Source organism: Streptomyces oryzae, from assembly GCF_017676365.1.
GTDB lineage: Bacteria > Actinomycetota > Actinomycetes > Streptomycetales > Streptomycetaceae > Streptomyces > Streptomyces oryzae.
The window spans coordinates 1-11,572 of record NZ_JADKMA010000229.1 but is presented as its reverse complement, the minus strand read 5'-3'; the positions used below and the strand labels follow the sequence as shown (position 1 = coordinate 11,572).

Genomic DNA, 11,572 nt, shown 5'->3' with positions numbered 1-11,572 from the left:
GAGGAGTTGACGGCACGGCCGGTGCACAGGTGGCGGTTCGAGCGGGTGTGACGAGTGAGCTGGGTGTGCTCACGGTGAGTTACGCGGCACTATGGGCGGGTCGGGAAGGCTGATTCGCGGGGGGCCGGGATGCGCAGGAGGGGTGCGGGAGGCGCTCGGTGGTGGGCGCGTATCGGGGCAGTGTTCCTGGTGACCGCCGCCGGGCTCGGCTGGGCCGCGGGAACCGGTGCGGCAGCCGAGGAGGAACAGCCCACGCCCGCGACGCCCGCGGCGTATCTGGCGGAGCAGCTGCGCAAGAGCCCCGTCTACCTCTCCGATCAGCTCCCGCGCACCAACCCCCTCTCCGCCCGGCCGGCCTTCGTCAAGGAGGCGAAGCGCACCGGCGTACCGACCTATGTGCTGGTGCTTCCCGGGTCGGGGACCGGAGGGCCGGACGGGGACGGGCTGCTGGCGGCGGTGCACGACCGGCTCGGGAAGGATGGGCTGTATCTGCTGTTCGGCGGGGACGGCGGGAGCCCGGAGGTGGGCACGTTCGGTGTGGACGTCCCGGCCCGGGACGCCGCCATGGCCACCACCTTCGAACTGCCCTACGACGCGGGGACGCTGGACACCTTCCGGCACTTCGTCGACGTGCTGCGCTCCGGCGACGCGGCGCAGCGCGCCGGCCAGGGCGCGGACGCCAGCCGGGCCGGCGAGGAGCCGGACAAGCTGTACACCACCCGCACCGACCGTGAGAACCAGGGCTTCCTGGTCGGCATCCTGCTGACCGGGGTGCCGGTGCTCCTCGTCTCCGTCGGCTGGTACGTACGCCGTTGGCGGGGCGGCAAGGGGCCCGGGCTGCGGCTGCTGATGCCCGTCGCGGCCGGGGTGGCGCTGGTCATCGGCGTCGGTGCGCCGCTCGTCTACGGCGACACCCGCTCGGACGGCGACCCGCTGCCGACCGCCGCCGATATGAAGGCCAGGACCGTCCGGGTCGCGCACGGGCTGCGGGACGATCCCGTCTACGTCGACCCCCTCGCGGCGGGGCTGCTGAGCCCGGCCGAGCTGGACCGGCTGCGGAAGCGCGCGGAGCGGCTGGAGGTGCCGGTGCACATCGCGGTCGTCCCGCTCGACACACCGGACGAGTCGGGCGGCGACGGCGAACTCCTCGCCAAGCGGCTGCACAGCCGGCTGGGCTCCCCCAGACTTCGTCCGGGAGGTGCCCCCAGCGGCGACGGCGTCTATGTGATCGCGGACGCCGCCGAGAACGGTGAGCTGGAGGTCGTCAACTACGGCGCGAAGCTGGACAGCGCCAAGCTGTACGACGACACGGAGGACCTGCGCTTCGGCGCATACGAGGGAAGCAAGGAAAGCAAGGCGAGCAAGAACGGCGACGGGCGGCTGTACCCGCGGCTGGAAGAGGCCCTGCGGATCATCGGCCGCACCCCCTCCGGCCCGCGCAGCGGCCCCTATCTGGACCCGATGGCAGCCGAGGACCCCGTCGCTGAGGACGAGCTGCCCTCCCTCTACTCGGGGGACTTCGGGCCCGGAGCGTTCATGGGCGTGGTCGCGGCGCTGGCCGCTCTCGGGGTGACGGCGGCCGGGCTGGCCATCGCGCGGCGCGCCGGCCTCGGCACGCTGCCGGCAGGTGCCCGGGTGTCCGCCGGTGCCCGCGCCTCCGCCGGCACCCGCGCGTCCGCTGCCACCCGTACTGCTGCTGCCGCCCGCACCGCTGCCGCGCACGACGCGGTCCCGCAGGCCCCCGCCCGCCCCTCCGCCGGCTGGCTGCGCAGGACGGCACGGCGCGAACTGGACGAGATGAACGACGAGTTCGAACGGCTCTCCGGCGAGCTGCCGGAGGCTGTACGCACGCGTGCCTGGGACTGTCTGGACGCCGCCACCCTGCTCCTCGACCAGGAGGGCGACAACCGGGTGGACGCCGACGCCGACCCGCCCACCCTCGCCACCGGTCTCGCGCTGATCCGGGCCGGCCGCGCCGTGCTGGCCGACCGGGCCACAGCCACCGCGCCACAGCTCAAGCTGTGCACCCTCAACCCGCTGCACGGCCCCTGGTCCGCCGAACGGAAGCTGAAGCTCCCCGGCGAGGGCGGCGCTGCCCGGTCCCGTCCGGTCTGCGCGGAGTGCCGCACCGCGCTGGACGCACGCGACGGGGCGGGGTCCGACTCCCGGAGAGCGCGTGCGGAACGCGCAGCGGGCGTCGTCGCGTCGCAGCTGCTGTGTCTGCGCGCCCCCGGCTCCGGCCGGTCAGCCCCGTACGAGCCCTACTACCGCGTTCCGGGCCCGCTCGATGCCACGCAGGGCACCGACCGGAGCCAGAGCCTGACCGTCGAACAGATTGTCCGCCGAGTACGGGAGCAGCTAGGTGTCCACTGAGCTCAGCGCCGCGCCGGGCGCCCCTTCCGTCCGCTCCGTTCGTTTCCTCGGCCCCTTGGCGTCCGTCGTCGCCGCGCTGGCGTTCGTGCTGCTGCTCGGTGCGGCGGGACCGGCCGGTGCCGCCGGCCAGGAGCCGGGCCTGCGGATCGCCGACGGGCTCCGCAAGTCACCCGTCTACGTCGACCCGTCGTACCGGGACGCGTTCCCTGCCGACCAGCAGCGCCGGCTGGCGAAGAAGATCAAGGCGTCGGGGATCCCGGTCCGGGTCATCGTCATCCCGTTCGTCTCCGGCGACCCCTGGGGCGGCGAGCCGGAGAAGATGGTCGACGTCGTACGCGACCGGCTGGGGGAGAGCCGGCAGAAGGAAGCCGTCTATATGACCCTCAGCAGGACCGAGGGCTTCCTGAACGGCTATGAGTTCCCGCACAACGGCAGACACCAGGCGTTCTGGGGCGTGGCCGCCGTCGGCCACCAGGACGACATGGAGGGCAAGAGCCTCTACACGAAGTTCTCCCGCGCGCTGGAGATCGTGAAAGCGGGGAACGGCAACAAGCAGTACGAGCGGGCCACCAAGGACCTCCGTAAAGGCGACACCCCCTCGGCGGACGGAGACGAAGCCGATGGCGGCCCCTCCCCGCTGCTGCTCGCGGCGCTGATCGTCCCGGCGCTGGCGGTGCTGGTCGCGGCCGTACTGGTGCTGCGGGCCCGCCGCTTGCGCACCTCCACCCGGGCGCCGTTCACCCCACCGCGTTCCGTCTTCGCGACGGCGCGCAAGGCGAACGTGCGCGACCTGCGCAAACGCGCCCAGCGCGAACTCCTCGCGTACAACGAGGAACTGCTCGCCCACGAGCCGGGCGACTCCGGCGAGGACGCCGACACCGAGCTGCTCCAGCTCTCCCTCGACGCCTACGCCGCCGCCGGCACGGTGCTGGACGGCGCACGCGACGTACCCGACCTCGCGGGCGTACTCGCGCTGCTGCACGAGGGCCGCGACGCGCTGCGGCGCTCCGACGCGACCGGGGCGGCGCGCAGCACTGCGGCGCTGCCGCTGTGCTTCTTCCACCCGCTGCACGGTCCGGCCGCCGAACGCGTCCGCTGGCGTCCGCTGGGCCGTCGCGAGTCGCTGGACGTCGCGGCCTGCGCCGAGTGCGCCGCGGCTGTGGCGGCACGCCGCGCGCCGGAAGTCCTCACCCAGACCCACGAGGACCGCCCGGTCCCGTACTTCGAGGTCCCGCCCGCCGACAGCCTCTGGGCCGCCACCGGCTACGGCTCCCTGACGGAGGACACCCTGACCGAACGCGTCCTGCGCGGCGACTTCTCCCGTACGCGCTAGCCGGGACCAGGTGATCAGGCCAGCGGATGGCCCAGCAGCATGCTCGGGGCGCCCGCGACGCGGGTGAGGAAGACGGTGCAGGAGCCGGACGCCGACTTCGGCTCCAGCTTCAGCTTCCGCCGCAACTCCTCCGGCTCGACCGCCGAGCCACGCTTCTTGACGGTGACGACGCCGACACCGCGCGCCCGCAGCAGCGCCCGCAGCTTCTTGACGTTGAACGGCAGTACGTCGGTGATCTCGTACCCGGTCGTGTACGGCGTCGCGTGCGCGGTGTCCGCCGTGACGTAGGCGATCGTGGGGTCGATCAGCCGCCCGCCCAGTTGCTCCGCCGCCTCGGCGACCAGGTGCGCACGGATGACGGCACCGTCCGGCTCGTACAGATACCGGCCCACCGGCCCCACCTCCGGGTCCGGCAGCCCGCGGCCGGCCAGCGTGTCACCGGCGGGGAGCAGCGTCGCGCGCACCCCGCCCGAGGACCCTCGCCCAGTGCCGAACCACAGCACCGCCTCCTTGACGTCCCCGCCGTAGGACACCCACTCCGCCTCGGCCTCCGGCGGCACCGCCTCGTGCGGGATACCGGGCGCCACCTTCAGCGCGGCCAGCGGTGCCGCGCGTCCCGTCTCCACGGCCCAGCTGAGCGGCGGGGAGTACGCCTCGGGGTCGAAGACGCGGCCGCGGCCCGTGCGCCGCGCCGGGTCGGCGAAGAGCGCGTCGTAGCCCTCGGTCGCCACCTCGGTGACGTCGGCGCAGCGCACCTCGACGAGGCCGGCGAGGCCCAGCACCCCGGCGTTGGCGCGGGCCACCGCACACGTCAGCGGCGAGCGGTCGACGGCCAGTACCCGGATGCCCTCCCGGGCGAGGGCGAGCGCGTCCGCACCGATGCCGCAGCACAGGTCGACGGCCGTACGGACGCCGAGCTCGCGCATCCGCCGCGCCCGGTGGGCAGCCACGGGCGCACGGGTGGCCTGTTCGAGACCGTCCGCAGTGAAATAGAGGGAGTGCGCGTCGGACGGGCCGAACTTCGCCTCGGCGCGGCCGCGCAGCCGGCTCTGCGCCATGGCCGCCGAGACGAGCGCGGGCTCGTACCGCTGCCGCAGCCGCGTGGCCACGGCCAGCTCCTGTGCCGGCTCGACACCCCGCACCTCACGCAGCAGCGCCTGCCCCTCGTCGGAGAGCAGCCGCGCGAACACCTCACCATCCACCCACCCATTGTCCCGCCCCACCAGGAGCGCCCCGCCAGGGAGGCCCCGTCAGGGGCGCGGGGAACTGCTCCCCTGGGGGCACCTCCCGGCCGAAGGCTGGGGGACTCCGGCCGGGAGGAGCCCCCACGGCCACGACGGCGCCGCACCCGGCGGACGGCACCACCCTCACGGCGAGTCTCGGCAGAGGCGCGAAGCGCAGGGAGGGGGCACTCTCACATCGCCACAAGCCGGTGCGGCTAGCACTCCGCTTGACCGAGTGCTAAGCCAGGCATAATCTCAACCTTGGCACTCTCCCCATGGGAGTGCCAGCAGTACGCGACGGGCAGATCCGGCACCCGCGACGACGGATCTACCAGGTCGCCACCCCAGACATAAGCCCTCAGTTTGACGTATTGAGATCTCCGAAGGGGGAGGTCGGATCGTGACGACCGCCAGCTCCAAGGTTGCCATCAAGCCGCTCGAGGACCGCATCGTGGTCCAGCCGCTCGACGCCGAGGAGACCACGGCCTCTGGCCTGGTCATCCCGGACACCGCCAAGGAGAAGCCCCAGGAGGGCACCGTCCTGGCCGTGGGCCCGGGCCGCTTCGAGGACGGCAACCGTCTGCCGCTCGACGTGTCCGTCGGCGACATCGTGCTGTACAGCAAGTACGGCGGCACCGAGGTGAAGTACAGCGGCGAGGAGTACCTCGTCCTCTCGGCCCGCGACGTTCTCGCGATCGTCGAGAAGTAATTCAGCCGCACAGTTTGCAGCGACCCGCGCCCTGGTGCCCGCTCCCGATGAGGTAGCAGGGGCCAGGGCGCAGCTCGTACCGACGTGCGAGACGTGTGAGAGGACACAACAGCTTCCATGGCGAAGATCCTGAAGTTCGACGAGGACGCCCGGCGCGCCCTTGAGCGCGGTGTCAACAAGATTGCCGACACCGTGAAGGTGACCATCGGCCCGCGCGGCCGGAACGTCGTCATCGACAAGAAGTTCGGCGCCCCCACCATCACCAACGACGGTGTCACCATCGCCCGCGAGGTCGAGGTCGAGGACCCGTACGAGAACCTGGGCACCCAGCTCCTGAAGGAGGTGGCGACCAAGACCAACGACATCGCTGGTGACGGCACCACCACCGCCACGGTGCTGGCCCAGGCCCTGGTCCGCGAAGGCCTGCGCAACGTGGCCGCCGGCGCCTCCCCTGCCGCCCTGAAGAAGGGCATCGACGCCGCCGTCAGCGCCGTCTCGGACGAGCTGGTCAACACGGCCCGCCCGATCGACTCCAAGGAGGACATCGCCTCCGTCGCCGCGCTGTCCGCGCAGGACAAGCAGGTCGGCGAGCTGATCGCCGAGGCGATGGACAAGGTCGGCAAGGACGGCGTCATCACCGTCGAGGAGTCCCAGACCTTCGGCCTGGAGCTGGACTTCACCGAGGGCATGGCCTTCGACAAGGGCTACCTCTCGCCCTACTTCGTCACCGACCAGGAGCGTATGGAGGCCGTCCTCGACGACCCGTACATCCTGATCCACCAGGGCAAGATCAGCTCCATCCAGGACCTGCTGCCGCTGCTGGAGAAGATCATGCAGGCGGGCGGCTCCAGGCCGCTGCTGATCATCGCCGAGGACGTGGAGGGCGAGGCCCTCTCCACCCTCGTCGTCAACAAGATCCGCGGCACCTTCAACGCCGTCGCCGTCAAGGCGCCCGGCTTCGGTGACCGCCGCAAGGCCATGCTCGGCGACATGGCGACGCTGACCGGCGCCACCGTCATCGCCGAGGAGGTCGGCCTCAAGCTCCACCAGGCCGGTCTCGACGTGCTGGGCACCGCCCGCCGCGTCACCGTCACCAAGGACGACACCACGATCGTCGACGGCGCCGGCAAGGCCGAGGACGTGCAGGGCCGCGTCGCCCAGATCAAGGCCGAGATCGAGACGACCGACTCCGACTGGGACCGCGAGAAGCTCCAGGAGCGGCTCGCCAAGCTGGCCGGCGGCGTGTGCGTCATCCGCGTCGGCGCCGCCACCGAGGTGGAGCTGAAGGAGAAGAAGCACCGTCTGGAGGACGCCATCTCCGCGACCCGCGCCGCGGTCGAGGAGGGCATCGTCTCCGGCGGCGGCTCCGCGCTGGTGCACGCGGTCAAGGTGCTGGAGGGCAACCTCGGCAAGGAGGGCGACGAGGCGACCGGTGTCGCCACCGTGCGCCGCGCCGCTGTCGAGCCGCTGCGCTGGATCGCCGAGAACGCGGGCCTGGAGGGCTACGTCATCACGGCCAAGGTCGCCGAGCTGGAGGCAGGCCAGGGCTTCAACGCCGCCACCAGCGAGTACGGCGACCTGATCAAGGCCGGCGTCATCGACCCGGTCAAGGTGACCCGCTCCGCGCTGGAGAACGCCGCCTCGATCGCCTCGCTGCTGCTCACGACCGAGACGCTGGTCGTCGAGAAGCCGGCCGAGGAGGAAGAGCCGGCCGCCGGCCACGGCCACGGGCACGGCCACGCCCACTGAGGCACGCCGTCTTTCGTGAGGGCGCACCCCGCTGCGGGGGCGCCCTCACTGCTTTCCGGGCGCTCCGCCGGGCTGGCGGCTCCCTACTTGGGCCCGTACTTCCGCCCCGTACTCGAAGAGGCCCGCGCCAGCACCCCGCGCGGAAGCAGCTTCGAAGCCCCCAGCAGCGCCTTGTACCGCGGGTCCGGCACGGACACCACCCGCCCGCGCGCAAGATCCCGCAGCGCCGTCTCGACCACCTGATCCGCGTCCAGCCACAGCCACTTGGGAATGTCTCCCGAGTCCATCCCGGCCCGCTCGTGGAACTCCGTACGGACGAACCCGGGACACAGCGCCAGCAGCCGCACGCCCTGACCGGCGAGGTCCTTGGCCGCACCCTGGGTGAACTGGGTGACCCACGCCTTGGAGGCCCCGTACGTCCCGCGAGGGAAGAACGCGGCGACGGACGCGACGTTGATGACCCCGCCACGCCCCCGCTCGCACATGGACTCCGTTGCGGCTGAGGTCAGCCGCAGCACCGCTTCGCAGTGCACCTTGAGCATCTTCACCTCGTCGGCGACGGGCACTTCCAGATAGCGGCCCTTGTTGCCGAACCCGGCGTTGTTGACCAGCAGATCGACCGGGTGTTCGCGGTCCCGCAGCCGGTCCTCGACGGCGGTGATGCCCTTCTCCGTCGCCAGGTCGGCGGTGATGACGTCGGCCTCCACGCCGTGCCGGTCGTGCAGTTCGGTCGCCTCGCGCCAGAGCCGGTCGGTGTCCCGTGCAACGAGCACGAGGTGGTAGCCGCGGCCCGCGAGCCGCCGGGCGAAGGCGGCGCCGATGCCGGCGGTGGCTCCCGTGATGAGTGCAGTCGTCATACGGCCACGCTATCGGCCCCCGCACCGGCCGGACCGCCCGCCGCAACCGCCGTACGCTGCAGCAGCCATGGCGGCCCGTCAGGTGGGCCGGAGGTGGGCCCGTCAGGAGGAGCCCGTCAGGAGCCGGTACGCCGCAGCGCCTTCTCCCGCGCCAGCGGGTCCAGCGCCTCGCCGGCCGCGAGGACGCGAGGCAGCAGTTCGGGCTCCAGGGTCAGCGAGCGGAACAGCAGGCTGACCGAGACCTCGTGGTCCGGGCGGTGGACGACGGAGACCGGGTCGCCCGCGCGCACCTCGCCGGGCTCGATGACCCGCAGATACGCACCGGGCATGCGCCGGTTCATGAACCGCTTCATCCAGCCCTGTTCGCCGAGCCAGCCCGCGAACGTCCGGCAGGGGATCCGCATGGAGCAGACCTCCAGCAGCGGCCCGGTGCCGGGAGCGCCGAGCTGCCAGCGCTCGCCGATCAGGGCGTCGTCGACCGCGACCTGACGGGTGGTGAGGTTCTCGCCGAAGACCCCGTTGGGCAGCTTCCGGCCCAGCTCGCCCTCCCAGAAGTCGAGCTCTTCGCGGGCGAAGGCGTAGACGGACTGCTCCTCACCGCCGTGGTGCCGCAGGTCGCCGATGGTGTCACCGGCCAGCCCGCTGCCGCCGGTCCCGCGCGGTCCGGGCGCGGTGACGGTGACGGCGCCCTCGACGGGCTGTTTGTCGATGCCGGTCCACTGGCCCTCGGCGTCGGTGTGCTCCGAGCGGTGGGGCTTGGCGATGTTCACGGAAAGCAGCTGCATGGGCCGAGGCTATCCGCCCCCTCCTCCAAGCCGCGATCCCGTTTCCCCGGCGACTCCCCAAGGAAACCTTATGCTCGCCTATGCTCGGGCCCATGATCGAGGCCCGTCACCTGCGCGTCCTGCGCGCGGTCGCCAGCGCCGGTTCGTTCTCCGCAGCGGCGCGTGAGCTGGGCTGCACCCAGCCTGCCGTCAGCCAGCAGATGAAGGCCCTGGAAGGCGCCGCAGGCACTCCGCTGCTGGTGCGGACGGGCCGCGAGATGCGGCTGACGGAGGCGGGCGAGGCACTGGTACGGCACGCGAGCGGCATCCTGGCGGGCCTTGCGGCGGCAGAGGAGGAGGTCGCCGCGCTGGCCGGGCTGCGCGCCGGGCGGGTACGGCTGGTCTCCTTCCCCAGCGGCAGCTCCACGCTGGTGCCCACCGCCGTCGCGGCGATGCGGGCCGACCACCCCGGGACCCGGGTGTCGCTGGTGGAGGCCGAGCCGCCGCGCTCGGTGGAGATGCTGCGCGCCGGCGACTGCGAGATCGCCCTGGCGTTCCGCTACGAGGCGGAGCCTGAATGGGGAGACCTGGTGGTGCGGCCTCTGCTGACAGACCGACTGGTCGGTCTGGTGCCCGAGGGGCATCCCTTCGCGGACGCCGACGAGGTGGGCATCGGCACCCTGGCCGAGGAGCCCTGGATCGCGGGCTGCCCACGCTGCCGACGGCACCTCGTCCAGGTGTGCGAGGCGGCAGGCTTCACCCCGCGGATCGACTTCGCGACCGACGACTATCCGGCGGTGGTGGGCCTGGTCGGCGCGGGCCTGGGAGTCGCGGTGCTGCCGGAGCTGGCCGTGGAGTCCGTACGCCCCCGGGGAACGCGTGCGGTCCGGGTGACCCCGGCGGTGCAGCGCGAGGTGGTCGCTCTCACCCTGCCCGACCTCGCCCGGGTCCCTTCCGTCGCAGCAATGCTGCACCACCTCGCGACAGCAGCCCAACGCTGATCTCTTGTTCCGCGAAGTTTGGGCAGTCTGCTCCCCCAAGCTGCTTCGAGCAGGGGTACCCCCAGGGCGCAGGGTGGGCAAGCGCAGCCCCCTACGCGGGCTACGACGGAACTGCGGAGCAAGCCCTAGTCCTCGCGGGCCGGCTCAGCGGCATTCTGCGAAGTCACCAGCCGACCGCGCGCCCGCCCCAGCAACTCCTCACGCTCGTCCTCGGTGAGCCCGCCCCACACCCCGTAGGGCTCCCGCACCTGGAGCGCGTGCGCCGCACACTCCGCGCGTACCGGGCAGCGCATGCACACTTCCTTCGCCGACGCCTCCCGCGCACTGCGGGCAGCGCCGCGCTCCCCCTCGGGGTGGAAGAACAGCGAGCTGTCCACCCCCCGGCAGGCGGCCAGAAGCTGCCAGTCCCACAGATCCGCGTTGGGGCCAGGAAGGCGGGAGAAGTCTGCCATCGCGTCTCTCCTGAGTGCTGCTGGGGGTGTGATCTGTCACTCGTGCGTAAATATGACTCTTTCGCGAATTTAGCCAGCAATCGCGCAAAACCAAAGAAATGCATCTGAATAGGGCACTTATGGACGGAAGGTGCGTCGGGCGCTACAAACCTCGGATGTTGCTGCTCTGTGTACGGACGCTCACGTAGAGTGCTGATGTCGACGGCCGGAAGCCGTAACTCTTTCGGGTGACCGTCGTTGAGAGAGCGAAAGCGATTGGCTCGGAACCGGCCGGGACGTTCACGTCCGAGGCCGTCAATCGCGCAGGTGACGATTCTGAAGCAGCCTGGAGGCTCAAGGTGATGCGCATCAGCAGCGGAGGGCGGCCATGACATCCGTCCTCGTATGCGACGACTCCCCGCTCGCCCGAGAGGCCCTGCGCCGCGCGGTGGCGACCGTGCCCGGCGTCGAGCGTGTGACGACGGCGGCCAACGGCGAGGAAGTCCTCCGCCGCTGGGGCGCCGACCGGTCCGACCTGATCCTGATGGACGTGAGGATGCCCGGCCTGGGCGGAGTGGAGACCGTGCGCCGGCTGCTCTCCGCCGACCCCGGCGCCCGCATCATCATGCTGACGGTCGCCGAGGACCTCGACGGCGTCGCACTGGCCGTCGCCGCCGGTGCACGCGGCTATCTGCACAAGGACGCGTCCCGTGCCGAGCTGCGCGCGACCGTCACCCAGGCGCTGGCCGACCCGACCTGGCGGCTCGCCCCCCGGCGGCTGCGCTCGGCCGAGATGGGCGCGGCGCCGACGCTCACCGCGCGCGAGATCCAGGTGCTCGAAGGCATGAGCCACGGCCGCTCCAACGCGGAGATCGGACGTGAGTTGTTTCTCTCCGAGGACACCGTCAAGACGCACGCCAGGCGGCTCTTCAAGAAGCTCGGCGCCTCGGACCGCGCGCACGCGGTGGCGCTCGGCTTCCGCTGGGGCCTCGTCCGCTGACCAGGTGCCGGGCGCCCGCCCTGCGGCGTCTCCCGGCGCGGAAGGCCGGGGAAGAACGGTCCGCCGCCTCGAACGACTCCCGCTCGTCCGCCCGCTCGTCCGCGCCCGGTACCGGTCGCAGACGGGTGGGAC

10 protein-coding genes are annotated in these 11,572 nt (G+C 72.1%); 6 read left to right on the top strand and 4 right to left on the bottom strand.

The window, feature by feature from the left end; all coding sequences use genetic code 11:
• Window positions 1–180: 180 nt before the first annotated feature.
• Both ITI46_RS30295 and ITI46_RS30290 read left to right on the top strand, forming a co-directional pair.
• Complete coding sequence (locus ITI46_RS30295; RefSeq protein WP_307808385.1) at window positions 181–2,373, top strand: hypothetical protein; 2,193 nt, start codon at window positions 181–183, stop codon at window positions 2,371–2,373.
• A complete protein-coding gene (locus ITI46_RS30290) occupies window positions 2,363–3,706 on the top strand; it encodes a hypothetical protein (RefSeq protein ID WP_209243127.1) in 1,344 nt (447 codons plus the stop codon). The genes ITI46_RS30295 and ITI46_RS30290 overlap by 11 nt, the downstream gene beginning before the upstream one ends.
• A 14-nt stretch (window positions 3,707–3,720) precedes the next feature.
• Here the strand turns inward: ITI46_RS30290 and ITI46_RS30285 are convergent, their stop codons facing one another.
• Window positions 3,721–4,908, bottom strand: a complete 1,188-nt coding sequence (locus tag ITI46_RS30285; protein WP_209243126.1) for a class I SAM-dependent methyltransferase — start codon at window positions 4,906–4,908, stop codon at window positions 3,721–3,723.
• A gap of 421 nt (window positions 4,909–5,329) precedes the next feature.
• Here ITI46_RS30285 and groES point away from each other — a divergent pair, with 421 nt between their 5' ends.
• Window positions 5,330–5,638, top strand: coding sequence for a co-chaperone GroES (gene groES / locus ITI46_RS30280; protein WP_099883511.1), 309 nt, complete (start codon window positions 5,330–5,332; stop codon window positions 5,636–5,638).
• A 117-nt stretch (window positions 5,639–5,755) separates the two neighbouring features.
• Window positions 5,756–7,387: a chaperonin GroEL gene (groL, locus tag ITI46_RS30275; protein ID WP_209243125.1), complete on the top strand. Its 1,632-nt coding sequence runs from the start codon at window positions 5,756–5,758 to the stop codon at window positions 7,385–7,387.
• A gap of 83 nt (window positions 7,388–7,470) precedes the next feature.
• Here the strand turns inward: groL and ITI46_RS30270 are convergent, their stop codons facing one another.
• Together ITI46_RS30270 and ITI46_RS30265 are read right to left on the bottom strand one after the other, a co-directional pair.
• Window positions 7,471–8,244: an SDR family NAD(P)-dependent oxidoreductase gene (locus tag ITI46_RS30270; RefSeq protein ID WP_209243124.1), complete on the bottom strand. Its 774-nt coding sequence runs from the start codon at window positions 8,242–8,244 to the stop codon at window positions 7,471–7,473.
• 116 nt (window positions 8,245–8,360) lie between these two features.
• Window positions 8,361–9,029, bottom strand: a complete 669-nt coding sequence (locus ITI46_RS30265; RefSeq protein ID WP_209243123.1) for an MOSC domain-containing protein — start codon at window positions 9,027–9,029, stop codon at window positions 8,361–8,363.
• 92 nt (window positions 9,030–9,121) lie between these two features.
• On the opposite strand from ITI46_RS30265, the gene ITI46_RS30260 reads away from it, so the two are divergent.
• Entirely contained in the window at window positions 9,122–10,009 is an 888-nt protein-coding gene (locus ITI46_RS30260) for a LysR family transcriptional regulator (protein ID WP_209243122.1), read from the top strand.
• 125 nt (window positions 10,010–10,134) lie between these two features.
• Here the strand turns inward: ITI46_RS30260 and ITI46_RS30255 are convergent, their stop codons facing one another.
• Window positions 10,135–10,461, bottom strand: coding sequence for a WhiB family transcriptional regulator (locus ITI46_RS30255; RefSeq protein WP_209243121.1), 327 nt, complete (start codon window positions 10,459–10,461; stop codon window positions 10,135–10,137).
• A 367-nt stretch (window positions 10,462–10,828) separates the two neighbouring features.
• Here ITI46_RS30255 and ITI46_RS30250 point away from each other — a divergent pair, with 367 nt between their 5' ends.
• Complete coding sequence (locus tag ITI46_RS30250) at window positions 10,829–11,440, top strand: response regulator transcription factor (protein ID WP_003948568.1); 612 nt, start codon at window positions 10,829–10,831, stop codon at window positions 11,438–11,440.
• Window positions 11,441–11,572 lie beyond the last annotated feature (132 nt).